Source organism: Pseudomonas sp. MYb327, from assembly GCF_040438925.1.
In the GTDB taxonomy this organism is placed as follows: domain Bacteria; phylum Pseudomonadota; class Gammaproteobacteria; order Pseudomonadales; family Pseudomonadaceae; genus Aquipseudomonas.
Window position 1 is genome coordinate 1152054 of record NZ_CP159258.1, and the last position, 26411, is coordinate 1178464.

General features: G+C 58.1%; 26 protein-coding genes, 4 tRNA genes and 1 pseudogene. 17 read left to right on the plus strand and 14 right to left on the minus strand.

Annotated elements, in window-relative coordinates; all coding sequences use genetic code 11:
- Positions 1–37: 37 nt before the first annotated feature.
- From ABVN21_RS05130 to gudD, 4 genes are all read right to left on the minus strand, one after another.
- The gene (locus ABVN21_RS05130; protein WP_339552939.1) at positions 38–3604 is read right to left on the minus strand and encodes a transporter substrate-binding domain-containing protein; all 3567 of its coding nucleotides are present in this window, start codon (positions 3602–3604) and stop codon (positions 38–40) included.
- Positions 3605–3607: 3 nt separating this feature from the next.
- Positions 3608–4231 (minus strand): response regulator transcription factor, encoded by a 624-nt coding sequence (locus tag ABVN21_RS05135; RefSeq protein ID WP_339552940.1) that lies wholly within the window; start codon positions 4229–4231, stop codon positions 3608–3610.
- A gap of 209 nt (positions 4232–4440) precedes the next feature.
- Complete coding sequence (gene ampC / locus ABVN21_RS05140; RefSeq protein WP_339552941.1) at positions 4441–5598, minus strand: class C beta-lactamase; 1158 nt, start codon at positions 5596–5598, stop codon at positions 4441–4443.
- A 186-nt stretch (positions 5599–5784) separates the two neighbouring features.
- Complete coding sequence (gene gudD / locus ABVN21_RS05145; RefSeq protein ID WP_339552942.1) at positions 5785–7128, minus strand: glucarate dehydratase; 1344 nt, start codon at positions 7126–7128, stop codon at positions 5785–5787.
- Positions 7129–7406: 278 nt separating this feature from the next.
- Between gudD and ABVN21_RS05150 the strand changes: the two genes are divergently transcribed.
- Positions 7407–8117 (plus strand): FadR/GntR family transcriptional regulator, encoded by a 711-nt coding sequence (locus ABVN21_RS05150; RefSeq protein WP_339552943.1) that lies wholly within the window; start codon positions 7407–7409, stop codon positions 8115–8117.
- A gap of 126 nt (positions 8118–8243) precedes the next feature.
- Here the strand turns inward: ABVN21_RS05150 and ABVN21_RS05155 are convergent, their stop codons facing one another.
- Complete coding sequence (locus tag ABVN21_RS05155) at positions 8244–9152, minus strand: DMT family transporter (RefSeq protein WP_339552944.1); 909 nt, start codon at positions 9150–9152, stop codon at positions 8244–8246.
- Between the two features lie 96 nt (positions 9153–9248).
- Between ABVN21_RS05155 and ABVN21_RS05160 the strand changes: the two genes are divergently transcribed.
- Positions 9249–10112 (plus strand): LysR substrate-binding domain-containing protein, encoded by an 864-nt coding sequence (locus ABVN21_RS05160; protein WP_339552945.1) that lies wholly within the window; start codon positions 9249–9251, stop codon positions 10110–10112.
- Between the two features lie 259 nt (positions 10113–10371).
- Positions 10372–11433 (plus strand): AI-2E family transporter, encoded by a 1062-nt coding sequence (locus ABVN21_RS05165; RefSeq protein ID WP_339552946.1) that lies wholly within the window; start codon positions 10372–10374, stop codon positions 11431–11433.
- On the opposite strand, the gene ABVN21_RS05170 is transcribed toward ABVN21_RS05165, so the two are convergent.
- From ABVN21_RS05170 to ABVN21_RS05180, 3 genes are all read right to left on the minus strand, one after another.
- On the minus strand, positions 11430–11621 hold the full coding sequence (locus ABVN21_RS05170; RefSeq protein ID WP_339553120.1) for a hypothetical protein: 192 nt from the start codon (positions 11619–11621) through the stop codon (positions 11430–11432). The genes ABVN21_RS05165 and ABVN21_RS05170 overlap by 4 nt on opposite strands.
- A gap of 116 nt (positions 11622–11737) precedes the next feature.
- Positions 11738–11932: a hypothetical protein gene (locus ABVN21_RS05175; RefSeq protein ID WP_339552947.1), complete on the minus strand. Its 195-nt coding sequence runs from the start codon at positions 11930–11932 to the stop codon at positions 11738–11740.
- A 251-nt stretch (positions 11933–12183) separates the two neighbouring features.
- Positions 12184–12561: a hypothetical protein gene (locus ABVN21_RS05180; protein WP_339552948.1), complete on the minus strand. Its 378-nt coding sequence runs from the start codon at positions 12559–12561 to the stop codon at positions 12184–12186.
- 245 nt (positions 12562–12806) lie between these two features.
- Between ABVN21_RS05180 and ABVN21_RS05185 the strand changes: the two genes are divergently transcribed.
- Positions 12807–13625 carry a shikimate 5-dehydrogenase gene (locus tag ABVN21_RS05185; RefSeq protein WP_339552949.1) on the plus strand — a complete coding sequence of 273 codons (819 nt, stop codon included), beginning with the start codon at positions 12807–12809 and terminating at the stop codon, positions 13623–13625.
- A gap of 42 nt (positions 13626–13667) precedes the next feature.
- Positions 13668–13757: pseudogene (locus ABVN21_RS05190) on the plus strand (cupin); the annotation flags it as partial.
- Positions 13758–13835: 78 nt separating this feature from the next.
- On the opposite strand, the gene ABVN21_RS05195 reads toward ABVN21_RS05190, so the two are convergent.
- On the minus strand, positions 13836–14483 hold the full coding sequence (locus ABVN21_RS05195) for a DUF480 domain-containing protein (protein WP_339552950.1): 648 nt from the start codon (positions 14481–14483) through the stop codon (positions 13836–13838).
- 139 nt (positions 14484–14622) lie between these two features.
- Between ABVN21_RS05195 and ABVN21_RS05200 the strand changes: the two genes are divergently transcribed.
- Positions 14623–15132 carry a DUF1993 domain-containing protein gene (locus ABVN21_RS05200; protein ID WP_339552951.1) on the plus strand — a complete coding sequence of 170 codons (510 nt, stop codon included), beginning with the start codon at positions 14623–14625 and terminating at the stop codon, positions 15130–15132.
- Positions 15133–15263: 131 nt separating this feature from the next.
- Here ABVN21_RS05200 and sstT read toward each other — a convergent pair whose 3' ends face one another.
- A complete protein-coding gene (sstT, locus tag ABVN21_RS05205; RefSeq protein WP_339552952.1) occupies positions 15264–16493 on the minus strand; it encodes a serine/threonine transporter SstT in 1230 nt (409 codons plus the stop codon).
- Positions 16494–16863: 370 nt separating this feature from the next.
- Between sstT and ABVN21_RS05210 the strand changes: the two genes are divergently transcribed.
- Positions 16864–18021: an MFS transporter gene (locus ABVN21_RS05210; RefSeq protein ID WP_339552953.1), complete on the plus strand. Its 1158-nt coding sequence runs from the start codon at positions 16864–16866 to the stop codon at positions 18019–18021.
- Positions 18022–18025: 4 nt separating this feature from the next.
- Here the strand turns inward: ABVN21_RS05210 and nhaR are convergent, their stop codons facing one another.
- Positions 18026–18925, minus strand: a complete 900-nt coding sequence (nhaR, locus tag ABVN21_RS05215) for a transcriptional activator NhaR (protein ID WP_339552954.1) — start codon at positions 18923–18925, stop codon at positions 18026–18028.
- A gap of 132 nt (positions 18926–19057) precedes the next feature.
- Here nhaR and ABVN21_RS05220 point away from each other — a divergent pair, with 132 nt between their 5' ends.
- Both ABVN21_RS05220 and ABVN21_RS05225 read left to right on the plus strand, forming a co-directional pair.
- Entirely contained in the window at positions 19058–19300 is a 243-nt protein-coding gene (locus ABVN21_RS05220; RefSeq protein ID WP_339552955.1) for a hypothetical protein, read from the plus strand.
- 29 nt (positions 19301–19329) lie between these two features.
- Entirely contained in the window at positions 19330–20079 is a 750-nt protein-coding gene (locus ABVN21_RS05225) for a TerC family protein (RefSeq protein ID WP_056854746.1), read from the plus strand.
- A 135-nt stretch (positions 20080–20214) separates the two neighbouring features.
- Here the strand turns inward: ABVN21_RS05225 and ABVN21_RS05230 are convergent, their stop codons facing one another.
- Positions 20215–20373 (minus strand): hypothetical protein, encoded by a 159-nt coding sequence (locus ABVN21_RS05230; protein ID WP_339552956.1) that lies wholly within the window; start codon positions 20371–20373, stop codon positions 20215–20217.
- 167 nt (positions 20374–20540) lie between these two features.
- Here ABVN21_RS05230 and ABVN21_RS05235 point away from each other — a divergent pair, with 167 nt between their 5' ends.
- From ABVN21_RS05235 to ABVN21_RS05245, 3 genes are all read left to right on the plus strand, one after another.
- Positions 20541–21269: a peptidase C39 family protein gene (locus tag ABVN21_RS05235; RefSeq protein ID WP_339552957.1), complete on the plus strand. Its 729-nt coding sequence runs from the start codon at positions 20541–20543 to the stop codon at positions 21267–21269.
- Positions 21270–21357: 88 nt separating this feature from the next.
- Positions 21358–21564 carry a DUF6021 family protein gene (locus ABVN21_RS05240; RefSeq protein ID WP_339552958.1) on the plus strand — a complete coding sequence of 69 codons (207 nt, stop codon included), beginning with the start codon at positions 21358–21360 and terminating at the stop codon, positions 21562–21564.
- A gap of 17 nt (positions 21565–21581) precedes the next feature.
- A complete protein-coding gene (locus ABVN21_RS05245; protein ID WP_339552959.1) occupies positions 21582–21797 on the plus strand; it encodes a hypothetical protein in 216 nt (71 codons plus the stop codon).
- Between the two features lie 57 nt (positions 21798–21854).
- On the opposite strand, the gene pbpG is transcribed toward ABVN21_RS05245, so the two are convergent.
- Together pbpG and folD are read right to left on the minus strand one after the other, a co-directional pair.
- A complete protein-coding gene (pbpG, locus tag ABVN21_RS05250; protein ID WP_339553121.1) occupies positions 21855–22793 on the minus strand; it encodes a D-alanyl-D-alanine endopeptidase in 939 nt (312 codons plus the stop codon).
- Positions 22794–23027: 234 nt separating this feature from the next.
- Positions 23028–23882, minus strand: coding sequence for a bifunctional methylenetetrahydrofolate dehydrogenase/methenyltetrahydrofolate cyclohydrolase FolD (gene folD, locus ABVN21_RS05255; protein ID WP_339552960.1), 855 nt, complete (start codon positions 23880–23882; stop codon positions 23028–23030).
- Between the two features lie 275 nt (positions 23883–24157).
- Between folD and ABVN21_RS05260 the strand changes: the two genes are divergently transcribed.
- The 5 genes from ABVN21_RS05260 (at position 24158) to tig (ending at position 26351) form a co-directional block, all read left to right on the plus strand.
- Positions 24158–24234, plus strand: a tRNA-Arg gene (locus ABVN21_RS05260).
- Between the two features lie 32 nt (positions 24235–24266).
- Positions 24267–24342 (plus strand) — tRNA-His (locus ABVN21_RS05265).
- Positions 24343–24398: 56 nt separating this feature from the next.
- Positions 24399–24483 (plus strand) — tRNA-Leu (locus ABVN21_RS05270).
- A 78-nt stretch (positions 24484–24561) separates the two neighbouring features.
- A tRNA-His gene (locus tag ABVN21_RS05275) sits at positions 24562–24637 on the plus strand.
- Between the two features lie 403 nt (positions 24638–25040).
- A complete protein-coding gene (gene tig / locus ABVN21_RS05280) occupies positions 25041–26351 on the plus strand; it encodes a trigger factor (RefSeq protein WP_339552961.1) in 1311 nt (436 codons plus the stop codon).
- Positions 26352–26411 lie beyond the last annotated feature (60 nt).

The following is a 26411-nucleotide window of genomic DNA, read 5'->3' on the forward strand; positions in this document are numbered from 1 at the left end:
GTGATTCCTAACTTTTTGTGGGAAACGTCCTACAGGTTCAGCTGTTGATACTGGCGCGAATGCTGTCCTGGAGACGCGTCATTTGCAGGACAAAGGCTTCCAGTAATCGAGCCAGTTCGTCGTGTGGTGCCTTCACTGCGCAGGCGAGTTCGAGCTGTTCGCAAGCGCCGATCAAGGGCGCCGCATGGATGATCCGCGCACTGCCGAGGATCTTGTGGCATCGACTGTTCACTGCCGTCAGGTCGCCCGCAGCGTAAAGCTGTTGCAGTTCGTCGAAGTCTTCCTGATTGGTACGCAGCACGGTGCTGAGCAACTGTCGGGTCATCGCCGCATCGCCTGCCGTGATGTCACGGACCCTGGAAATGTCGAAGCAGGCTGCCGACGCCTCCGGTGCCTGCTCGGCCTCGCGCAGGTAGCGGTCGAGAGTGGAACGGGTCACCGGTTTGAACAAGCAGTCATTCATGCCCGCCTCAAGACAACGCTGGACTTCCTGAGGCTGCGCGTTGGCCGTCAACCCGACTATGTGAGTGGCGCTCCGTCCTTCTTGGGCTTCAATGTCCCGTAATTGACGGGTCATCTGCTCGCCACTCATCTGTGGCATGTTGCAGTCGGTGATGACGTAGTCGAAGCATTCCTCATTCCACAGGCGCAATCCTTCCACGCCATTCTCAGCGCAGGTCACTCGCATGCCCAACGCCTCCAGTTGCCGATGCAGCACCACGCGATTGAACTCGTGATCCTCGACGATCAGGATGCTCCGGGATGGCAGGGGCGCGGCATCTTCAGCGTCGATTAATGGCGTTGCCTCGTCGTCTGCCACCAAGGCCGCGTCCAGTTCCAGGGTGAAACACGAACCTTGTCCGCGCTCGCTGACGCAGGTCAGGCGGCCGCCCATCAACTGCGTCAGTTGCTGACAGATCGCCAGGCCCAGGCCTGTGCCGATCTGCAACTCGGTGTCACTGCAATCGAACTGCGTGTAGGGCTCAAACAAGCGCTGGCGCTGTTGTTCGTCCATGCCGATGCCGGTGTCTCGTACGCGCAGGCGCAGGTGAGCGAGATCGTCCTCGGGCTCAAGGATCAACTCGACGCTGACCAAACCTTGAGGGGTGAATTTCACCGCGTTGCTGATCAGGTTGGACACAATCTGGCGCAATCGCAGAGAGTCCAGTTGCACGGCGCAGTCCGGGCCGTGCGGGACGAACTCCAGGGCCAGGTTTTTCTGCCGGGCGAGGCTGGCGAAACTCTGGACCACAGTGTTGATCAGGCGCTGGGGATGACAGGTGCCGTTGCGCAATTCGAACTTGCCGGACTCGATCTTCGACAAGTCGAGAATCTCGCCGATCAACTCCATCATGCCTCTAGCGGATTTCTGGGCAATCTCGATCAGTTCACCCTCGGGAGCTTTATCGCGCAGCAATTCCAGCACGCCGATCAAGGCGCTCATGGGCGTACGAATCTCGTGGCTCATCACCGCCAGGAAATGACTCTTGCCGCGGTTGGCTGCTTCGGCCAGGTCCTTGGCCTGATGCAAGGCGTGTTGCAGGTGCTGCTGTTCGGTGAGGTCGATCCAGCCACCGATGACACCCGTCATGGTGCCGTCGGAATCGCGATAGGGCAGGGCCCAATGGTAGATGTGATAGGTCTTGCCGCTGACCGTCATGGTGAAGTTGTCGAACGACGGCTCTGCGCTGGCAAGGGTCGCCTGATGAATGCGCTTGTAGCTCCACGCGTCTTCGGGGGCGAGGATGTTCGCTTCGATCAAACCTTTGCCGATCACTTGATCACGCTCGATTTCCATCACTTGCAGGTACGCGCGATTGCAGGTGAGCAACAGGCCCTGGCGGTCACGCACGTAGATCGGGTGCGGCGTCCCGTCCACCAGCACCTGCATGAAAACCAGTTGGTCGTTCAAGGCTTTCTGCGCTTTTTGCCGTTCGGCGATCTGCCGGCGCAAGCCCAGATTCCAGGCCAGGATCGCCAGTAACACAATCAGCGCTGCGGTCGCGGCCTTGTAGAACCAACTCTTGTACAGGTTCCAGCCGCCCTCGCTTTCTTGCGGGTTTTGCCAACGATTAGCGAGGTCACTGAACTCATCGGGCGGGATATCGAGCAGTGCCTTGTTGAGGATCGAGATCAGTTCAGTGTTCGGGTGTGCAGTGGCGAAACCGATCAGCGCAGGCTGAGAGCCGATCACCGAATCTATTTGCAGGCGCCCGCGGAAAAACCTGTCGATCAGATAGGCGGCCCCCAACTGCGGCTGAATGACTCCGTCGACCCGCCCTTCAGCGAGCAATTCGTAGGTCTCGATGGGGGCGTCGACTTCCTCGCGCTGAATGTCCGGCCATTCGCGCTCCAGCCAATTGGCGGCGGCCGAGCCCTTGATGATCGCCACGCGTTTGCCTTTCAGGCCGGTCAGGCCGGCGTGTTCGGGTTGCGTGCGGGTGACGAGGACGAAGGGGTTGACCACAAAAGGACGGGAGAATGCGACGCTGGCCTCACGCCGTTGGCTGTACGTCAAGGCCCCGATAATGCTGACCGGGTCCCGTTGCGCGCGGCTGATCATGGCGTCGACGGAGGTCATCCTGGCGGGGCGGAACACCAGCCCCGTGCGGTCGTTGATCAGCTCCAGCAAATCGGCGGCCATGCCTCGCAGTTGTCCGTCGGCGTTAAAAAAACTGAAGGGCGAGTACAGCTCGCTGGCCAGTACCTGGATCTGCGGATGATCCTTGATCCATTGCTGCTCCGCGGCCGTCAGTTGCAAACGGCTGTAGCCCAGTTTTGGATTGGCGCCAACGCCCCAGCGCCGGGCCATCACGGTACTTTCCTGCGGTGAAATGTTCGACAGGGCGTTGTTCAGCAGGGTACGCAACTGGCTGTCGCTGCGTTGCACTGCGAAGCTGAAACCCAATCCTTCGGAGTCGCGCTGAATGGTCTGTTTCAGGCTCTGCTGATAACTGCGTTCGACCAGGTACTGGGCGGAAATCGCATCGGTCAGCAGCACCATGCCTTCGCCATATGCCACCAACCCGAGCCCTTGTTCGGTGGAGTGCACCGACTCCACCGGCAGACCGGAAAACATCGCGGCTACCCGTGCCTGTTGAATCCAGTCGGGGTCGAACAGCACCGTGATGCCGGGCGGTGGTTGATCATTAGGCCAATGCGTCCCGAACTTGCTGAGCAATACCGCCTGATCGTAGGCATAGGGTGCAGTTAACAGCAGATCGGCGTACGTCGGTTCCAGGTGATTGATACGCGGAACCAGATCGACCTCATTCTGTTGCAAGGCGGCCAGGGCCTGTTGCTGGCTGGCATAGCGATTGACCTGCACGCGCACGCCCAAGGCACGGGTCAAGACATCGAGGTAGTCGGCGGACAGGCCTTCGTAATCCTGTTGATTGGCGGTCATGTCCAGCGGCGGTCGATCGGGCAAATACACGCCGACCCGCAACACAGCCTTGTGCGCCAGCCATTGCCGCTGCGCAATATTGAGGGTCAGGCTGACATGGCTGTCGGCCGCTCGGCTGAGCAGCGCAAGCGGTTCGGCGGACGCGTGCGATGATAGGAGTAGTAGCACGCCCAGCAATAGTCGACAGAGGGCCGTCATGATTCAGACCAGATCGTTACGCTTGGCGAATTCGATCAGCTCCAGCAGTGTCGAGACGTTGAGCTTTTGCATCAACCGAGTTTTGTAGGTGCTGACGGTCTTGTTGCTCAGCAACATGTCGTCGGCGATTTCCTTGTTGCTTTTGCCCAGTGCCAGACCGTGCAGAACCTTGAGCTCACGCCGTGAAATACCACTTAAAAGCTGCGCTTCGTTCTGGGCGAAATCACTTTTGCGCACCGAGCTGAAGGCGCCAATGGGAAACCAGGTCTTGCCGCTGGCGACGGCGTTGAGGGCGGTGGCGATCTCCACCGGGTCATCGATTTTCGACAGAAACGCGGACGCACCGGCCCGCAGGCATTGCGCGGCGTAGGCCTGGCTTTTCAGTCCGGTGTGTACCAGCACATGGGCGAGATTGCCGCCGATACGCAAGCGATCAATCACCGCCATGCCATCGAGTTGCGGGATGTCGAGGTCCAGCACAATCGCGTCAGGCTTGAGCTCGAACGCTTTGCTGAGGGCATCCACGCCGTTGTCGCATTCGCCGACGATCTCATGGCCTTCACGGGCCAGGATCATCCCGATCGCCATGCGCACCACTGCGTGATCATCGACCAAAAGAACTTTCATCGATCAGCCCTCATACCCTGTTTCAGCATAGTCCCGCAGCGATGTAGGGCGTCGGGGGCCTGATGCGTGGTGGGGTGGAATAAAAAAGAGGCGCGATCCTAAGCGGTTTGCGTGGTTGAGCGATAGGGGCCACGGCAATGGCGTGGCCTGCATTTCTGTGGCAATCGCACAGAAGCGATCTCCGCAGGCCTGTCGCTCCGACGGGGGTGTTATTGATTCAGGGCACTCAATATCTGATGAGCAATCCTGACCCGATCTGGAATGGGGAAGTTTTTGTTGGCGAGGATCACGACACCGATGTCTCGCGACGGCACGTATGCCACATAGGCACCGAAACCGCCCGTTGAGCCGGTTTTATTGACCAGCACGTTTTCCGTTTGAGGTGTTGGCGGGCTCAGCCACTGAACTTTATGAGCCTCCATGGCCATCTGCGACGAGTTGCCGGCAAGCAATTGATCGAGGGTGACCGGGTAGTGGTAGAACTCCCATCCCAGGCCCTGGGTCATGTTGCCTACGGTGTAATAACCCGTGTGTGTGATGGCGATGGCTTGTTGCAAAGGTTTTTCCAGCCTCGCCGGTTTCATGTTCGCCTCGACGTAGCGAATCATGTCCGAGGCGCTGGTTTTCACCCCGTAGACCTCTGAATCCAGCGCTCCCGGTCCGACCCGTACAGGCTTGTCGTCCTTGTTGTAGCCCTGGGCATACAGCGCCATTTGATCCTGCGGCACCCTCAGGAACGTGTGTTTCAGCCCAAGTTTCGGCAGCAGGATTTTTTCCATCGTGTTATCGAACGGCTGGCCCATGCTGTGCGCAGCGAGATAGCCGAACAGGCCGAGGCTGGGGTTCGAGTACAGTCGGTGGCTGCCAGGCGCGTAAGCCGGTTTCCACTGTTGGTAATAGCCGAGCATTTTGTCGGCTGAATCGAATTCAGCAGGGAATTGCAGCGGCAGGCCGCCGGCGCTGTACGTGCCCAGTTGCAGCACGCTGATGTGGTCGAACGCGCTGCCATGCAGTTCCGGCAGCACGCTGCTGGTTTTATCCGACAGAGACAATTTGCCGCTGGCCACGGTGTAGCCGACGAGGGTGGCGGTGAAGGTTTTGCTCAGTGAGCCGATTTCGAACAGGGTGTTTTCGGTGACCAGTTGTGCGGATTCCTTCGATGCCACGCCGTAATTGTAGTAGTGCTGCTTGCCATGGATGGTCACGGCCACGGCCAGGCCGGAAATGCCTTGGGTTTGCATGACAGGCCGCACGGCGTCGTTGACTAGCGTCTCAATGGGCTCCTGCGCAACGCACTGGCCTGCGATGAGTATCGTTCCGCACACCGCTAGAAGTTTCAGGCGGGTGAGTTTGATTTTGTCGGTCACTTGCGTTGCTCCTGCATTCTTGGAGGAGCCCAATTTAGACAATCCAATGATGATCGACAAACAACGAGTACCTTTGTGGGGGTGAGCCTGCTCGCGATGCGGTATGTCAGCAACCGTTATTGCTGGATGTGCCGCCGTCATCGCGAGCAGGCTCGCTTCCACAGGGATTGCGGTGTTTCCGGATTTTTAGCGCACCAGGCACGGCCGCTTGTTATCGAACTTCCATCCCGGAATCAAAAACTGCATCGCCACGCTGTCATCCCGCGCACCCAGGCCCATGCCTTTGTACAGTTCATGGGCCTTGGCCACTTGATCCATGTCCAGTTCGATACCCAACCCGGGTTTCTGTGGCACCTGCACGCAGCCGTCGACAATTTGCAGCGGTGCCTTGGTCAGCCGCTGGCCGTCCTGCCAGATCCAGTGGGTGTCGATCGCGGTGATTTCACCCGGTGCGGCCGCTGCAACGTGGGTAAACATCGCCAGGGAGATATCGAAGTGGTTGTTGGAATGCGAGCCCCAGGTCAGCCCCCATTCGTGGCACATCTGCGCCACTCGCACCGAGCCCTGCATGGTCCAGAAGTGCGGGTCGGCCAGGGGAATGTCGACCGATTGCAACTGAATGGCGTGGCCCATCTCGCGCCAATCGGTGGCGATCATGTTGGTCGCGGTTTTCAAGCCCGTGGCGCGACGAAATTCGGCCATGACTTCGCGGCCCGAGTAACCGTTTTCCGCACCGCAGGGGTCTTCGGCATAGGCCAATACATTGTGCTGGTCGCGGCACAAGCGAATGGCTTCCTTGAGTGACCAGGCGCCATTCGGATCGAGGGTGATGCGCGCGTCAGGGAAGCGTTCGGCCAGCGCAGTAACCGCTTCGATTTCGGCATCGCCGCTGAGCACGCCGCCCTTGAGTTTGAAATCCTTGAAGCCGTACTTCGAATGAGCCGATTCGGCCAGGCGTATCACGGCGTCGGTAGTCATGGCTTTTTCGTGACGCACGCGGAACCAGTCGTTGTCGGCCTCCGGCTCGCTGCGGTAGGCGAGGTCGGTTTCATTGCGATCGCCAACGTAAAACAGATAACCGAGCATCTTCACTTCATCGCGCTGCTGGCCTTCGCCGAGCAGGGCGGCGACGGGCACGTCCAGATGCTGGCCGAGCAGATCGAGCAACGCCGCTTCCAGGCCGGTGACGGCATGGATGGTGATGCGCAGGTCGAAGGTCTGCAGGCCACGGCCCCCAGCATCGCGATCAGCGAAGGTCTGGCGCACCTGATTGAGGATCTTCTGATAAGTGCCGATCGGGCTGCCGATCACCAGGCTGCGTGCGTCTTCGAGGGTCTGTCGAATGCGCTCGCCCCCCGGCACTTCACCGACGCCGGTGTGGCCGGCGTTGTCCTTGAGGATCACGATGTTGCGGGTGAAGAACGGGCCGTGGGCGCCGCTGAGGTTAAGCAGCATGCCATCGTGGCCGGCCACCGGAACGACTTGCATGCTGGTGATGATCGGGGCTTTGGCGGTTTCGACAGTATTCAAGGGTTTTCTCCCACTGGTTATTGTTATACGAGGGTGAAGCTGGGTCGTGCCATGTTGATAGACATCATATAACTGCATTTTTTGGCGCTGCAATAGTGTTTGTTCAGCTACTGGCGATTTTGATGGGCAGATATTGCATTTGCGCTACCCTTGAGGTTGCTGGAAGGGATCGATAGCAGCCGTTTATCGAGTGTTGTCATACAAGTTGGTGAGGTTTTCTGAAGAATACTGACGGGCCCGGTGCTACGATGGCGCCAGCCCTGATTCGGAAGATTCCCATGCAAGAAGACCTCGATGCGCCTGCCCGCAAGCGCAGCCACAATCTGGCCCATGAACTGGTGACCAGATTGACCCAGCGCATCCTGCTCGGTCAGCTGTTGCCCGGTGACAAGTTGCCGTCGGAAAACACGATTGTTCAGGAGCACGGGGTCAGTCGCACGGTGGTCCGTGAGGCTATCTCGAAGTTGCAGGCATCCGGTCTGGTGGAAACCCGTCACGGCATCGGCACGTTCGTCATTGAGCGTGCGCCGGAGCAGGGCTTGCGACTGAACGTCGATACCGCGCTCGGGGTGCGCAGCATTCTGGAGTTGCGCATGGGCCTGGAAACCCAGGCCGCGGCGCTGGCTGCCGTGCGCCGCAGCGATCAACAATTGGCGCAGATGCGCCAGGCACTCGACGACTATCAAGACCTGCTGGCCAACAATGACAGTTGCGTCGAGGCCGACCGGCGCTTTCATCTGCTGATCGCCGAAGCCACGGGCAATGTGTGTTTCAGCGAAATCATGCAGCACCTGGGCAGCTCCATGATTCCGCGAACCCGCGTCAATGCCGCCGAGCGCGGCGCGGTGGATTTGAGCAAGCTGGGACAACTGGCCAATCTTGAGCACGAGGCGATCCTCAATGCCATCAAGCGCCAGGACCCGGACGCGGCACGCGCGGCGATGTGGCTGCATTTGACCAACAGCCGCGACCGCTTTTCGGCAGGTTGATATTCAGCAGTACTGCAACCCCTGTGGGAGCGAGCCAACTCGCGATAGCGGTTTAACATCCAACAATGATGTCGACTGGCAATCCGTCATCGCGAGCAGGTTCGCGCCCACAGAGATCTGGGCTGATCAAATCCGCGCCACCTGGACCACCGCTCTGCGCTCCAGATTCAATGCCAGCACACTGATCAACACCACCAATCCACCAAACCCTACCATCAGCGTCGGCCGCTCGCCCAAGCCAACGGACGCTATCGCCATCGCCATTGGTGGCACCAGATACAGGGTCATCGTCGCCCGGCTCAAGTCCACGTGAGCCAGTACATACGCCCAGGCGAGATACGCCAGTGCGCTGGGGAAAACCCCCAGGGCAATCACCGCAAACTGAACGTTCAATGGCGTAGTGACCACCTGATCCGCCAGGCCCGGCAGAAAGATCAACAGCAACAGCGTTCCCGACCAGACCGTGTAACACACCAGCGTCAACCCGTCATAACGTCCGGTGTGATGCTTTTGCAACGCGAAATACAGACTCCAGGAAAGCGCCGCCAACAGGATCAGCAAGCCGTGGGCATCAATGCTGCCGAGGCCGTGATCGCCTGCGACCACAGTCACCACGCCGAGCAATCCCAGGATCACGCAACCCCAGCGCCAAGCGCTCACCCGGTCTTTGAACACGAATCGCGCGAGCAAGGTGCTAAACAGGGGCGTGGTCTGTGCCAGCACGCTGGAGGCGCCGGCGCTGACACCTTGCTGGCCAAAGTTGATTGCGACGTGATGCAGGCTCACCGCAAAGAAGCCCAGCCCGAACAGCAACGGAACATCGCGCAGTCTGGGAAGGCTAATACCTTTGAACAGCGCAACCACGGCCATGAACACCGAGGCCAGCAAGAAACGCAAAAGGGCCAGATGCACCGGATCATAGGCTTGCAAGCCGATATGGATGCCGGTCGGGGAATACCCCCAACAGGCCACGACGAACGCCATGGCCAGAGTGATTTTCAGGGGGGAAGCGAAGGAGGGCGGTGGGGCGTTCATGGCGGTGCACCGATGGGCAGATACACCGATTATCTGAATTGGGATCGTTCGCCACAACTGACTTATACTGCGGTTAACGTTCACTTTGGGTGATGTATGGAGCTGTCGCAGATTCGCATGTTCAAGACCGTTGCCGAGGTCGGCAGCATCACCCGCGCTGCTGAAGTGCTCAATTGCGTGCCGTCGAATATCACGGCGCGGATCAAGTCGCTCGAAGCGGAACTGGGTGTCGCGCTGTTTCTGCGCGAGGGCCGTGGGTTGCGCATCAGTGCGTCAGGGCAAACCTTCCTCGCCTACGCCTCGAAAATTCTGGCCCTGACCGCGGAAGCCAAACGCGCAGTCGACCCGGCAGCTGATCCTTCCGGGCCATTGCGCATCGGCGCCATCGAGTCTTCAGCTACCGGACGCTTGCCGCGATTGTTGGCAAAATTTCACAAGCGTTACCCCGCGGTGGCGCTGGAACTGACCACTGGCACCTGGGGGCAGTTGCTGGATGACACGCTGAGTCATCGGCTCGACGGCGCGATCGTCGCGGTCGATGTCGAGCGCTCCCACCTCAAGCGCACACCGATGTACCGCGAAGACTTGCTGCTGATTGCCTCGACGTCGTTGGGGCCGGTGCAAGACATGGCGGATTTGCACGACAAGACTGTATTTATGTGGCCCCAAGGCTGTCCATACCGTGCGGCGCTTGAACATTGGTTGCTGCGTCACGGCCAGGCGCTGCCGATAGTGAGCCTGGCCAGTTATGGCGCGATTGTCGGTTGTGTCAGCGCCGGGGCGGGAGTGGCGCTGGTGCCCAAAGGCGTGTTCGATCAATACGCCAAGGGCGCCGGTTGCGTGGGCTACGAATTCCCTGAACTGACGGCCATCGAAAACCTGTTCTACTGGCATGAAAACGCCGGGGTGCACCCGGCGCGAGAGGCGTTTGTGGCGATGTTGCGCGAAGAGTTCGCCTGACAAAACCGCGATACGGTGTCGATCGCGCAAACCGCCAATCGTCCGCCCCTGTAGAAGCTGCCGCAGGGGGTTACCGAATGTTGATGTTTCGCGCGACTTCGATCGATTCGCAAAGCTGGCGAGGGGTAAATGCCTTGCCCCGAGAATTTATTGATCTGGATCTATGCTTGTTGAATAAACGGATGGCACTCGCGCGAGCCGTGGCGGCCTAAGCATCAGGACGCAACATTGCGTTCCGGCGGACTGACATGGATCGAACATGAACGAAGAGACACTACACGACAAATCGCTGACGATTTTACTGGGCCTGGTGAGCATCGCCTTTATCTGGATTCTGCTGCCGTTTTACGGTGCGGTGTTCTGGGCAGTGATCCTCGGCATCCTCTTTGCGCCGCTGCAGCGCCGGATGCAATTGAAGTTCGGCTGGCAGCGCAACATCACCTCGCTACTGACCCTGACTATCTGTCTGGTGATCGCGATCCTGCCGGTGATCATCCTCAGCTTTTTGCTGGTTCAGGAAGGGGCGGCGCTTTACAAAAGCATTGAAAACGGCGAGCTGGACATTGCCGGTTACGTGTCACATTTCAAGCACAGCCTGCCACCGTACTTTCAGCACTTGCTGGATCGGTTCGGGGTCGGCGAGCTGGATGGGCTGCGGGAGAAAATCATCAAGAGTGCGGTTACGGGCAATGAGTTTGTCGCCACCCAAGTCTTCACTGTAGGCCAGGGCACGTTTGATTTTGTGGTGAGCTTTTTCATCATGCTTTACCTGCTGTTCTTTTTTCTGCGAGACGGCGCCGAACTGGCCCGCAAGGTTCGCTCCGCCGTACCGCTGCAGGAACATCAGAAACGCCGCTTGCAACTCAAATTCAATCGCGTAGTGCGGGCCACTGTGAAGGGCAACCTGCTGGTGGCGATCACACAAGGCGCGCTGGGCGGTTTGATTTTCTGGTTTCTGGATATCCCGAGCTCGTTGCTCTGGGCCGTGTTGATGGCGTTTCTATCGCTGCTGCCAGCGGTGGGGGCGGGGATTGTCTGGGCGCCGGTGGCGGCGTTTTTCCTGTTCACCGGGGCGATCTGGCAGGGCGTGGTGCTGGGGTTGTTCGGGATTTTCGTAATCGGCCTGGTGGACAATGTGCTGCGACCAATCCTTGTGGGCAAGGACACAAAGATGCCGGACTACCTGATCCTCATCTCGACCTTGGGTGGCCTGGCGATTTTTGGCCTCAACGGCTTTGTGATCGGCCCGCTGATCGCCGCGTTGTTCATGTCGAGCTGGGCGATTTTCATCGAAACCAAACCGCGGGTTCAGTTGCCTTAGGCGCTGAACTTGGCTGTCTGGTCTGTGCCGATACGCTGCGACAAGGCTTGTGCCGCCGGCAGTGAAGTGAGCGGGCCGCTGATTGCCTCGCCGTCCTGTACCAGGTACCAACAGGCGAGCAGTCCAAGCTCTCTGAGCGATGCGGGAACGGCGCTGCCGATAACGGACATGATCTGAATCTGGGACATCATGAGGGACCTCCATCAATCTATGGAGCTACCTTACGGGCGGGGCGCTTTTACGGACAATCACGCTTTTCGATAGTGGTCATTGACGCCGTTGAGGCCAAGTGACCGTCTGTCGCTCAGTCGACTACCTGATCGAGCATGTGGACCACTTCCTGCTCATTGAGCAGGCCTTTGCGCACCAGGTTCTGCGTCAGCAGCGAGAGAAACTTGGCGCAGCGATGACCTTCCAGGTGCTTGAGCTCGGTCAGGGCGTTGTACACCTTGCTTGACGTGCACAGGCCGACAATGCGGTGCGGGTTTTGTGTGGGCATAAGGTTCGTCCTTGTTGTTATCGACCTGTTACTGGCGGACAGGTCCAAGCTTGCGGACCTGACATGACATAAATATGACCGTTGTCCCCGAGGTGACGGGCGAATCAATCTTGCCAACTTCAACTGCAGGGACTGTCCCGATAGCGACATTGGCGAGATTTATTCAGACCTGCAGCGACGAACGGGCATGAAAAAGCCCCGCTCGAAAGGCGGGGCTTGTTAGTCAACCCTTGTAGGGCTCCTACAGACTATTAATAGTGGCCATATCCGTGTGGAGGGCCATAGTACCCGCGAGGCGGGCCGTAATAGCCGCGGGGTGGTCCGTAGTAAACCGGCGCCGGACGATAATAGGTCGGCTGCTGCACATACACCGGCGCTGGCTGGTAGTAAACCGGCGGCGGTGCAACATAGACCGGCGCGGGTTGGGCGTAGACCGGTTGTGCATAAACCGGCTGTGGCGCGACATACACCGGCCGGTTGGCGTTGATCAGGGCCGAGCCGACGATGGCCGTACCGACGATCGCGCCAAATACCGCCGCGTCATTACCACCACCGCCATGGGCCTGGGCCTGTCCTGCGACAGCGAGAGCGCCGATCAGCAAGGCTACTGTGGGGATTTTACGGATCATGATAATTCCTCGGTTCTTCGACCCGGCGCTTGTGTCTGCAATAGACCCAAGGATTGTCGCGGGGATACTTCTAAGACAGCGTTTTTTGCAAAATCAGCACAGCCGCTGGGTAAATTTTGTGTAAGGTCTGTACCCGCTTGCTTACAGTCATTTGATGGTGCGAACCGGTACCGGAATACTATCGATCAGAACAGGGTGGACTGGCTAATCCCGTCCATCCGAAAGTGCATTGGAAGGAGCTTCAGATGCAGATGAACCCCAACAAAGACACGCAACTGTGCATGTCCCTCTCCGGACGTCCGGGCAACTTTGGCCTGCGATTTCACAATCATCTGTATGAACAGTTGGGGCTGAATTTCTACTACAAGGCCTTCAGTAGCCAGGACCTGCCGGGTGCTGTCGGCGGCATTCGAGCTCTGGGCATTCGCGGCTGTGGCGTGTCGATGCCATTCAAGGAAGCGTGTATTGCGCTGGTTGATGAGCTGGACACCTCTGCCGCCGCCATTCAATCGATCAATACCATCGTCAATACCCAGGGCCATCTCAAGGCCTACAACACCGATTACATTGCCATTGCGCAACTACTGCAAACCCACGAAGTGCCCAAGGACACCACGTTTGCCCTGCGCGGCAGCGGTGGCATGGCCAAGGCTGTGGCCAGTGCCCTGCGTGATGGTGGTTACAAAAACGGTCTGATCGTGGCCCGTAACGAGGGCGCTGGCCGGGCGCTGGCTGATTCGCTGGATTATGAATGGCAGGCAGTGTTGGGCGCCCGACGCCCGCAAATGCTGATCAACGTCACGCCGGTTGGCATGGATGGCGGGCCGGAAGCCGGTCAGTTGGCATTTGATGCCGAAGTCATTGTGGCGGCGGAGATTGTCTTTGATGTGGTGGCGATTCCCTCGGAAACACCGCTGATCGTGCGTGGTCGTGCCGAAGGCAAGAAAGTGATCACGGGGCTGGAAGTGATCGCGATCCAGGCGCTGGAGCAGTTTGTGCTTTACACCGGCGTTCGGCCGACGGAAGAGCAGTTTCAGAAAGCGGTGGCGTTTGCCCGGAGCTGAAGCTGGTTGCCTGACAACAAGATCAACGAGGTTTCCCCATCGGATTTCAAGGTCGATGCCGAGGGCAATGCTTCGGGATTTGTCGCGGTGGCTCGGCCGGGGGATGGTGTGGATTACTGGGATGGGGAGTAATTGAGCCGAAAGCGCTCGAACTTGTGGCGAGGGAGAAAGCTCCCTCGCCACGGGGTTATTTGAGTCAGTTGAAAACGGTTACTCGAGCCGCGCCAACCGCTCTTCCAGCGCCGCGATCCGCGCCTCGAGTTCTTCGATCCGCTCAACGGAAACGCCGCTGCCACCGCCGCGCTCGACCGGGTTTTGCCGCGCCGCAAGAATTGCGTCGATATCCGCCGGATCACCCAGCGCATGCATATACCGGTCTTCACGCTGACCGGCCTGGCGCGGAATCAGCAGCGCCAGACCACGGGCAATCAGGCGCTCGAGCTGATGTACCACCTGTTCGGCATCTTCAAAATCATGCATGCGGCCGCTGCGGGTCAGCAGTTCATTGACCGTCTGCGGACCACGCAGGAACAGCAATCCCGCCAGAACTACTTGAGCTGGCACCAGCTCCAGTGCCTTATCGACCTTGTGCTCCCAGCGATCCGCGCGGCTGCCCATCACCAATTTAGTGAAACCGCGACCTTCAAGGGCGCGCAGGCTTTGGCCGACCTGACCCTGGGTCAGGTTCATGACTGGTTCGCGGCTGGTTTTCTGATTGCAGGCTATTACCAGGGCATTGAGGGTCAGCGGATAGGTTTCCGGGCTGGTGGCCTGTTTTTCGATCAACGACCCCAGAATGCGGATTTCTGTGCTGTTGAGGCGCGGTTCGTCGAAAGGCTGTTCTTGTTCAGTGCTCATCGCGCTTTTCCCTATGCAGTCGAAGCATGTCGTCGAAGCCGCCTAGCCTAATACTTGCCAGATAAAAGACAAGCCGCAGGAGGGGCCGGCATGGCTATAATCGGCCCACGTTTCCCTCCTGTCATCACATGAGACTGCCATGACCATTTCCCTGTACGACGCTTCCGTCCCTGTTTTCAAACAAATGCTCAACGCCCTGAGCGATGTATTGAACAAGGCCGAAGCCCACGCCACCGCGAAAAACATCGACCCGAACGCATTCCTGCAGGCTCGCCTGTACCCGGACATGTTCCCGCTGGTGCGTCAGGTGCAGATCGCCGTTGACTTCGCCAAAGGCGTTTCTTCGCGTCTGGCCGAAGTTGAAGTGCCGAAGTACGAAGACACCGAAACCACCTTCGCCGAGCTGCAAGCGCTGATCGCCAAGGTCCTGGCCTATATCGGCGAGTTCACGCCTGAGCAGATCAACGGCAAGGAAGGCATCGAAATCGTCACCCGTCCGGGTACGCCGAAAGAGAAGCGCTTCAGTGGCCAGGCTTACCTGCTGAGCTACGGCCTGCCGCAATTCTTCTTCCACGTCACCACCACCTACGCACTGCTGCGTCACAACGGTGTGGAAGTGGGCAAGCGCGATTACATGGGCGCGTTCTAAACCGCCCAGGTACAAAAAACCCGCCAAGGTGTTTGCCTTGGCGGGTTTTTTGCCTCTGTGGGAACCGGCTTGCTGGCGATTGCGCACTTGAGATCGCCATCGCCAGCAAGCCGGGCTCCTACAGAAAGGGGTTAAGCCAATCGTTGGGCTTTGTCTTCTTCACCCAGGCAAGCCGCCGCGGTGAACAGCACATCGGTAGACGAGTTCAGCGCCGTCTCCGCCGAATCCTGCAATACCCCAATAATGAAACCAACGGCCACCACCTGCATGGCGATTTCGCTCGGGATGCCGAACAAACTGCACGCCAGAGGAATCAGCAGCAACGAACCGCCCGCCACACCCGAAGCGCCACAGGCGCAGATCGCCGCAACAACGCTGAGCAGGATTGCCGTCGGAATGTCCACGGCAATGCCCAGGGTGTGCACCGCCGCCAGGGTCAGCACGGTAATGGTGATCGCCGCGCCGGCCATGTTGATCGTGGCGCCCAGCGGGATAGAGACTGAGTAGGTGTCTTCATGCAGACCCAGGCGCTTGCTCAATTCCAGGTTGACCGGAATGTTCGCCGCCGAACTGCGAGTGAAGAACGCGGTAATTCCGCTCTCACGCAGGCAGGTCAGCACCAGCGGATATGGATTGCGGCGCAGTTTCCAGAACACGATAAGCGGGTTCATCACCAGCGCCACGAACAGCATGCAGCCCAGCAACACGGCCAGCAGATGCGCGTAGCCAATCAATGCACCGAAACCGGAAGTGGCCAGGGTCGAGGCCACCAGGCCGAAGATCCCCAGCGGTGCGAAGCTTATCACCAGACGCACGATCACGGTCACGCCATTGGACAAATCGCCCAGCACTTCACGGGTGGTATCGCCGGCATGTCGAATGGCAATGCCCATGCCGATAGCCCACGCCAGAATGCCGATGAAGTTGGCGTTCATCAGCGCGCTCACCGGGTTATCGACCACGCTCAGCAATAGGCTCTGCAAGACTTCGCCAATACCGCCCGGCGCGGTTACCGCGACGTCATGGGTCGACAGCACCAAGCTCGATGGAAACATCATGCTGGCAACCACCGCGACCACCGCCGCGGCGAATGTGCCAAGCAAATACAGAAACAGAATCGGCCGGATATGGGTTTCCTGACCGTGCTTGTGGTTGGCGATGGAAGCCATGACCAGCACGAACACCAGAATCGGCGCGACCGCTTTCAACGCGCTGACGAACACTTTGCCGATAAACGCGGTGGACTTCGCCGTTTCAGGCGCGAACAGGGCCAAGGCAATCCCCGCGACCAGGCCGATCACGATTTGCGTGACCAGGCTCAAGCGTTTGAGGCGTTGCAACAGCGAGGGTGAAGTGGTCATAAAACGGCATCTCTGATTTTTTATAAATGCATGGTTTCACAGGCTTGCGGCAACAAACAGGGCAGGCCGCTGGCGGAAACCGGGAGGGGAACAATGTCAGCACCGATTACCCTGTGGCGAGGGAGCAAGCTCCGTCGCCACAGGTTCAGTGATTGCCCGCAGGGTGTACGTTTTTCAGGGCGCGGACTTTATCACAGCGTGGGCTCAATCCTTCAGACCTGTGACGATCTGCCACCCATGTGTTCAACGCGATTTGCAGGTTCGTGCAACCGCACCCGGAAACACTCTGTTAAGCTTCGCCATCCTCATTTTCAAGTTTGCCAGTGAGCCCTCGGGCTATCGCTGGTGTCGTCGTTTTCTGGAGTTTTGCATGCGGTTGTTGCCCATTCTTCTGTTGTCCGCTGCCGGTTTCACGGTGCTGACCACGGAATTCATCATCGTCGGCCTGTTGCCGGCCATTGCTCGCGACCTTAATGTCAGCATCCCGCAAGCGGGTCTGCTGGTGACCCTGTTTGCCTTCACCGTCGCCGCGTTCGGGCCGTTTCTCACTGCGTTTTTCGCCCGCTTCGAACGGCGCAAGTTGTTCATCTCGGTGCTGATCATGTTCGGTCTGGCCAACACCCTTGCGGCGCTCGCACCGAACATCTGGGTGATGGCATTCGCCCGGTTGATTCCGGCGCTGGGACTACCAGTGTTCTGGGCGCTGGCCAGCGAAACGGCGGTAGACATCGTCGGGCCGGACTACGCTGGACGCGCGATTGCCAAGATCGGCTTCGGCATCGTTTGCGCTACGGTCTTCGGCATTCCGGTGGGTACGCTGATTTCCGATGCGTTCGGTTGGCGAAGTGCCTTCGGCATTCTGGCGGTGATCGCGTTTGCCAAGGCGCTGTTGCTGTTTATCTATCTGCCGAAAACCAGTCTGCATCAGCATCAAGTGAGCTTTCGTTCACAGTTCAAGATCTTGCGCAGCCCGTTGATGATCGGTCACGTGTTGCTGTCGGTGATCGTGTTCAGCGGCATGTTCACCGCCTACACCTATCTGGCGGACATCCTTGAACGGCTGGCCGGTTTCAACGGCACCGTGGTTGGCTGGTGTTTGATGGGCTTCGGCGCGGTCGGACTGATCGGTAACTCGCTGGGTGGTCGCGCAGTGGACCGTCATCCACTGATGGCTTCGATGATGTTCTGCGCCTTCATGATCGCCGGCCTGGTGGCGCTGGTGCCGAACATTCATTCGCCGATGGGGCTGGCGGCCGCAATGGGCATTTGGGGCGTGACTCAGGCCGCGTTATTCCTGGTCAGCCATGTGCGCTTGATGAAAGCGGCGCCGGAAGCGCCGGCGTTCGCAGCGTCGCTGAACATTGCCGGGGCCAACCTCGGGATTGGTCTGGGCGCCATGATTGGCGGGCGGGTCATCGACAGCGTTGGCCTGCAAGGCCTCGGTTTCGCGGCGGCGGCGTTTATCCTGGCTTCGATCCTGTTGGCCATCGCGCTGATGACTTTCAAGCCCCGCGAAGTCTGCGCCTGAGGCTTCACAGTTCGGTAAACAGCTCGCGTCGGGCACCTTCGGTAATAGCGACAATGCCGGGGTGCTTGACCTTGCGTTCAACCGAAATGGCGTAGAACGACTCGCTCACCGCGTCGGTCTGGCCAATCACTTCCACGCCATACTGGCGTTTCACTTCATCGGCGATCACGCTCGGTCCAATGAAAATCCCGCTGCCGGATTGACCGAAGGCCTGCATCAAGGCGCTGTCGTCGAACTCACCGACAATCTTCGGCTGGATTTGTTGCTCGGCGAACCAGCGCTGCAAGCGGCTGCGTACCACGGTTTCCGGGCCGGGAATCAGCAGCGGAGCGCCGTGCAGGCTGCGCGGAAAATCCTGACCGTATCGCGCCGCCAGCGCGGTGGTGGCGAAGAAGGTGATTCCACATTCACCAAGTTTCTGACTGTAGCCCTTGATGTCCAGATGCGAGGGCATGGGGCTGTCGGAAATCACCAGGTCCAGGCGCTGGATCGCCAGGTCGGCGAGCAGGCGCTCCAGTTTGTCTTCGCGACAGGTGATGCGCAGCGGCTCGTGCAACTCCATGGTTGGCGCGATCAGGCGATAGACGATTGACTTCGGCACCACATCAGCCACGCCGACGCGAAACAGAATTTGCTGCTCGTTCGGCTGCGCCCGCAGCATCAACTCCAGTTCACCGCCCAATTGAAACATTTGTTCGGCGTAGGGCAGCGTCTGCCGTCCGGCCTCGGTGAGTTCCAATTGCCGGCCGACACGGCGGAACAACTCGATGCCATAGGTCTGTTCGAGCAGCGAGATCTGTCCACTGATGGTCTGGGGCGTCAGGTTCAGTTGCTCGCAGGCGCGCACGATGCTGCCGGTCTTGGCAACCACCCAGAAGTAATGCAGTTGTCGATAATTCAGCATGGTCGTCTACAGTTCGTAAAAAGCGAAGTATAAGCGGTAAAAATACGAATTTTACTGAAGTGTTCGCCTCCTTAGAATGCGTCGCTATCAACGGACCATCGTTTCGGGCCGTTTGTTATCGAGGGAAGCATCATGAAATTTAAAGCCACGGCGCTGGTGATCACATCTTTACTGGTATTGGCCGGTTGCGACCAGGCGGAGAAAAGTGCCCAGCAATTGATGGGCAAGGCTGCTGAAAGCGCCAAACAGGCCATCGACGATACCCACAAAGCTGCCGAGCAAGCACTCAGCGATGCCACTGGCGGGCTGATCAGTAAAAAAGAATCAACGGAAAAAGATGCGGAAAAAACCGAATCTTCCTCCCAGGAAATCTAAACCGTCTTACAGCGAGTCAGGACTGACCCATGGAATACCTCTTACAACTTGCCGCGAGCCCCACCGCATGGGTCGCCCTGGCCACCCTGGTAGTGATGGAAATCGTGCTTGGCATCGATAACCTGATCTTCATCTCGATCCTGACCAACAAACTGCCCGAGCAGCATCGGCAGAAGGCACGACGCATCGGTATCGGCATGGCGCTGATCCTGCGACTGGGCCTGTTGAGTACCATCGCGTTCATCGTCCAGTTGACGGCGCCAGTGATCGAGATTCTCGGCCACGCGTTCTCTTGGAAGGACATGATTCTGATCGCCGGTGGCTTGTTCCTGTTGTGGAAGGCCACCACCGAGATCCACCACAGCATGGACCCGGCTCCAGAAGATCCAAAATCGGCGACGTCGACCGTGACCCTGGGCTTCGCCGCGGCAATCGGTCAGATTCTGATGCTGGATATGGTGTTCTCCATCGACAGCATTATTACAGCGGTCGGCATGACCGAGCATTTGCCGATCATGATCATCGCGGTGGTGGTGTCGGTGCTGGTGATGTTGCTTGCGGCTGACCCGCTGGCCAAGTTCATCAACGACAACCCGACCGTGGTGATGCTGGCCTTGGGCTTCTTGATCATGATTGGCATGACGTTGATCGCCGAAGGCTTCGGCGCCCACGTACCGAAAGGCTACGTCTACGCTGCCATGGCCTTCTCGGCTGCGATCGAAGTGTTGAACATGATGTCCCGCCGGGCCCGGCAGAAGCGTGTGGCGGCTGAGGCTTAGTTTGAGTTTGTAGGCGCCGGCTTGATGGCGATTGCGATTTTGGTGACGACATCGCCAGCAAGCCGAAGTCTACAAAAAAACGAATCACACTGAACCCTGTGGAAGCTCCTACAGGGTGTAAATCGGGCATGGACCTCAGTGGGCACTGGCGTGACGGCGAGGGGGCTTGGCGGGTTTCGCTGGTTCAACCGAGTGATGGTGCCGACGGGTAATGCGCAGAACTCCCCACAACATGGCGGCGGCAACGGCCAGCCAGCCGGAAATTAACATCACGATTGTCATTGTCAGGCTCATCGTTGCCTCCTCTTTGCCCTGCAGCGGGCACACTCACCTTGCAAGTGACAGTCTAGTCGCTGGCGTGTTTCAAGCTATTGACCGAAGGTCGCGTTTGACCAATCAGTTCGCTCTATCCAATGCCATCAACTGCCGGTTAAGGCTATACCGCTGGCGCGTGGCGTCCTATGATCGACGGCCAAGCCGGGAATGCGATTGCCTGGCGCTTGAACATGAGAGTGATGATGGTGCAGCTAATATCTCGATTTCTATCGGCGGCGTTGATTGTGGGATGTGCTGCCAGTCTGGCAGGATGCGCCGGGAGCGTTTCTCCGGAGATCAAGCGTTTGCCGGAGCGTGTCGAACTCAGCGGCAGATTCTATAAGGGCGTGGCTAATCAAAGTGGTCCGCAGGTGCTGGCGAGCATGCTGTCCCAGCAGGGCATCGTGATCACCCCGGGCTTGCTCGACAAACCATTGCATCTGCCGGGCGGCGAAGCGCAATTGCAACAGAACATGCAGAACCTCGCCCGTGAGTACGGAATGATGGTCTATCCCCTCGACAGCAACCTGCCTGCCTTGTTGACCCAGGTCGCGGCCGGTTTTCCGGTGATGGTGCGTTTCAGTGAGGGTTCGGCGCTTTGGGCCGAACCACGCTACGCGATTTTGAGTGGATACAACCGCCAGAAACAGACCGTCCTGCTGCGCGCTGGCATGGATCAGCGATTGCTGATGAGTTTCGGCTCTTTCGAATCGGCATTCAAAGACGCGGGGGGATGGGCGGTGTTGATTCAGTCACCCACGCAAATCCCGGCCAACGTCGATCAGCAACGCTGGCTCAAGGCGGCCAGCGATCTCGCTCAGGCCGGACAGGAACAAGCAGCCGCCCGGGCGAAAAAAGCGTTGATCGCGCATTAAGCCCGTTCGTCACTCGCAGGGCACCACCGCATCGTGTCAGCCTCTGATGAATAAGGCCCGGTTTTCATCGGGCCACCAGGAGGTGTCCATGGCACGTTCCAATACTCCCGCTGGCCCACACTCGTCTGAGCATTCATCTGGCGACGAGCTGGATTTCGATCCCGATTCCCCGGACCTTGCAGACCCCCAAGTCGATCCCATCGGACCGGCCAAGGCGCCCAGGGATGTCAAGCCGGGCGACGATTCCAAGGCTCCAGCCAAACCCTACGATCCACTCGGTGATCTGAAGCCCTAGGTCCCATGGAGGTGCGTATGTCTACCGATTCGAGCTTCAACGACAAACGTCCGGAAACCGTGCCAACCACGCCCGAGCAGGATACGGACCCAGTAATGGACCCCGACAGTCCGATGCGCGATCCGTTGGCACGGCCCACTGTAGTGCCAACCGAACATCCTCAGGGGTGGCGAGACCCGAGCAAAGGCGATGGCATTCCGGATGACGATCAGATGCCGCTGCCCAACGATTAATCGCTGACGAAAAAAAGCCCCGAATGTTCGGGGCTTTTGCTTGCGGCAGTTGCCTGCTTACTTGGACGCTTCAATCACGCCACTCTGGCGTTGTTTGAGATTCTTGTCGGATTTGTACTGCAAGGCTGCCGAAGCCACGGCGGCGCTCTTGCCGGTTTCAACCCAATTGCGGATACGCGCGGCGTCGGCAAAGTGGGTGTATTTGCCGTAAGCGTCAAGCAGTACCAGGGCAACCGGGCGGTTACTCATCCGGGTTACCAGCACCAGGCAGTGACCTGCTGCGTTGGTGAAACCGGTTTTGGTTATCTGGATATCCCAGTCGTCCTTACGGACCAAGTGGTCAGTGTTGCGAAAACCGAGGCTGTATACCGGTTTGCGGAAGGTGACGGTTTTTTCCTTGGTCGTGGTCAAGTCCGTCAACAGCGGGTATTTATGCGCGGCGATCAACAGTTTGCTCAGGTCGCGAGCGGTCGATACGTTGCGCGGGGAAAGACCGGTCGGCTCGACGAAATGGGTATTGGTCATGCCCAGCGTCCGGGCCTTGGCGTTCATCGCTGCAATGAATGCGGCATAGCCGCCCGGATAGTGGTGCGCCAGGCTTGCTGCGGCGCGGTTCTCAGAGGACATGAGGGCAATCAACAGCATTTCCCGACGCGGCAGTTCGCTCCTCAGTTTAACCCGCGAGTACACCCCTTTCATTTCCGGTGTGTCGCTGATGTTGATGTCGATGTATTCGTCCATGTTCTGCCGGGCTTCCACCACAACGAGGCCGGTCATCAGCTTGCTGACGGATGCAATAGGCACAACCACGTCGGGATTGCTGGCGTAGATGACTTTGTTGGTCTCCATATCCAACAGCAAGGAGCTGCCGGAAGCGAGCTTGAGTTGCGTGGTATCTCGAGGCGCTGCGGTGGTTTCGCCAGCGCTGGCGATTGGCGTGATGAATGTCCCTGTAACAGCAAAAAATAGGCTCAGGATGGAAAGACGGATTTTCACGCTGGCAGACTCATAAAGTGTTGATAAGCCGTTTTGTAACGGGCTATTTCTTAAAAAGCGCGACATTCTGGAGTATGGCTGAATAACTGTCGATGGTTGTTCGAACGCTTGGTGAAAGTCCTTTGAAACATGAAAAAAATGTAATTTTCCGGCGGATGGTCGATTTTTTTCGGGCAAAAAGAACCCCGCGATGAGCGGGGTTCTTCGAGTCATTTTCTACGTCTGTATCTTGACTCAGCTGTGCAGGGTTTCGGCTGCATATAGTGTGTTTTCCAGCAGGCAGGCGCGCGTCATCGGGCCAACACCGCCCGGTACCGGAGTGATCCAGCCGGCGCGGGGCAGGGCGGTTTCGTAAATCACGTCACCGACCAGTTTGCCGTCATCCTGACGGTTGATGCCGACGTCGATCACGATCGCGCCTTCCTTGATCCATTCACCCTTGACCAGTCCCGGCTTGCCGGCGGCCACCACCACCAGGTCTGCACGGCCGATGTGGCCAGCCAGATCCTTGGTGAAGCGGTGGGTAACGGTGACCGTGCAACCGGCCAGCAACAACTCCATCGCCATCGGACGACCGACAATGTTGGAAGCACCAACCACCACGGCGTTCATCCCGTACAAGTCGGCACCGGTGCTTTCCAGCAAGGTCATGATGCCTTTGGGAGTGCATGGGCGCAGCAGGGGAATGCGCTGAGCCAGGCGGCCGACGTTGTAAGGATGGAAGCCATCGACGTCTTTATCCGGACGAATGCGCTCCAGCAATTTGGAAGCATCCAGGTGTTCAGGAAGAGGAAGCTGAAGCAGAACGCCGTCAATCGCCGGATCGTCGTTAAGGCGATCGATCAGCTCGGTCAGCGCTTCTTGAGTGGTTTCGGAAGGCAGGTCATAAGCTTGGGAAAGGAAGCCGACCTCTTCACAGTCTTTACGCTTGTGCGAGACATAAACCTGAGAGGCAGGATCGCTGCCGACCAGGATCACCGCGAGGCCGGGCGTGCGCAGGCCTTGCTGGCGACGCTCGTTGACGCGTTGGGCGATCTGCTGGCGCAGGCTCGCGGCGATCGATTTGCCGTCGATTAGTTGTGCAGTCATTGCGCGTGATTAACCATCGAGAGGGGAAAAAAAGAGAACGCATTCTCGCATGTCATGCGGTGAGGGCAAAGGCGCTTGGTCTGCAAATTCCCCTAACCCCTTTAATTAAATGAATTTTTTTTAAAAAGGATTTGACGACCTTCGGGGCGCTCTATACTATTCGTCGCACTTGTCGGGCACAGCCTAGCACTGGTTAAGAAGGTCGAGCGGAATTACGATTCTGCAAAACTCGAAAGCATTTAGTTTGTAGTCCTTCAAGGGTACAGATTAATAAGGCGCCCGTAGCTCAGCTGGATAGAGCATCCGCCTTCTAAGCGGATGGTCGCAGGTTCGAGTCCTGCCGGGTGCGCCATTAGGCAGCATTGGCACAAGTAGCGCGATATGGTGGGCGTAGCTCAGTTGGTAGAGCACGGGATTGTGACTCCCGTTGTCGTGGGTTCGATCCCCATCGTCCACCCCATATTTCGAAAGGCGCCAGATTAACAGTCTGGCGCCTTTGCTTTAAAAGCTTCACTCGCGGATGTGGTGGAATTGGTAGACACACTGGATTTAGGTTCCAGCGCCGCGAGGCGTAAGAGTTCGAGTCTCTTCATCCGCACCAAATAAAGCTTCATTCATGCCGATTGGCTTGGTTGGGGTCAGCAAAGAAGTTATTTGGCTTCTTTGTAAAAGTAATATGGTGGGCGTAGCTCAGTTGGTAGAGCACGGGATTGTGACTCCCGTTGTCGTGGGTTCGATCCCCATCGTCCACCCCATATTTCGAAAGGCGCCAGATTTAACAGTCTGGCGCCTTTTTTGTTTCAGTGGTTTGAGTGGCTGGCGGCTGCAGGTACTGGGTCGAAGGGGTTGGGGCGTTTCGTCGTATTTATGTTTCTCGATGATGCCGCGCTGCCCGCCGGCCTTGCTCGCAAGATCGGTTGTCAGGGAGATGATTGGCAGCCTCTTCTATATATAGAAGGGTTGGCGCAGAGCCCTGGCGTGATTGGCTGTATTTGCCACCGGGGCGAGGTGCATTCGTGCATTCGCACCTATAAATTGCCTGCTGCGTTTTTACCCGTTTTCAGTAGGGTGACTTCTTGAGTTTGACCCACTAGAATGCATGCCCTTGATTCTGGGGTCGGAAACGGCCGGCTAACGTCTGTGCAACGAGGAATATCCATGCAAGTTTCTGTTGAAAATACTTCTGCTCTTGAGCGCCGCATGAGCATCACCGTGCCGGCTGAGCGCATCGAGACTCAGGTCAACAAGCGTCTGCAGCAGACTGCCCAAAAGGCCAAGATTGCTGGCTTCCGTCCAGGCAAAGTGCCAATGAGCGAAATCAAGCGCCGTTTCGGTGCTGAAGCTCGCCAGGAAGCTGTAGGCGATGTGATCCAGTCTTCTTTCTACGAAGCTGTGGTTGAGCAGAAGCTGAACCCGGCTGGTTCGCCTTCGATTGAGCCTAAGTCGCTCGAAGCTGGCAAGGACCTGGAATACGTTGCTGTTTTCGAAGTGTTCCCTGAGTTCACCGTTGCCGGTTTCGAAGGTATCACTGTCGAGCGCCTGAGCGCTGAAGTGGCTGATGCCGATCTGGACAAGATGCTGGACATCCTGCGCAAGCAGAATACCCGCTTCGAAGTGGCTGATCGCGCCGCGCAAAACGAAGACCAACTGAACATCGATTTCGTTGGCAAGGTTGATGGTGAAGTGTTCGCTGGCGGTTCCGCCAAAGGTACTCAGTTGGTCCTGGGTTCCGGCCGCATGATCCCTGGCTTTGAAGACGGTCTGGTTGGTGCAAAAGCCGGCGAAGAGCGTGTTCTGAACCTGACTTTCCCAGAGGATTATCAGAACCTCGACCTGGCCGGCAAAACTGCCGAGTTCACCGTTACCGTGAACACTGTTTCCGAGCCTAAACTGCCAGAGCTGACCGAAGAGTTCTTCGCTCAATTCGGCATCAAGGAAACTGGCCTGGAAGGCTTCCGCACCGAAGTTCGCAAGAACATGGAGCGCGAGCTGCGTCAGGCGATCAAGTCCAAGGTCAAGAATCAGGTAATGGACGGTCTGCTGACCACCAACCCGATCGAAGTGCCAAAGGCTCTGCTGTCGAACGAAGTTGACCGTCTGCGCGTGCAGGCTGTTCAGCAGTTCGGTGGCAACATCAAGCCTGACCAACTGCCGGCCGAGCTGTTCGAAGAGCAAGCCAAGCGTCGTGTTGTGCTGGGCCTGATCGTGGCTGAAGTGGTCAAGCAATTCGACCTGAAGCCTGACGAAGCCCGCGTTCGCGAGATGATTCAGGAAATGGCTTCGGCCTACCAAGAGCCTGAGCAAGTGGTGTCCTGGTACTACAAGAACGACCAGCAACTGAGCGAAGTTCGTTCGGTTGTGCTGGAAGAGCAAGTTGTGGATACTGTTCTGCAGAAAGCTAGCGTGACCGACAAATCGGTCTCTTACGAAGAAGCGGTCAAGCCGGTAGAAGCTCCACAAGCCGACTGATCAGTTTTGCGGTAAGAAGCACACACCATAAGCCAGCCTTCGAGCTGGCTTATGCGTATT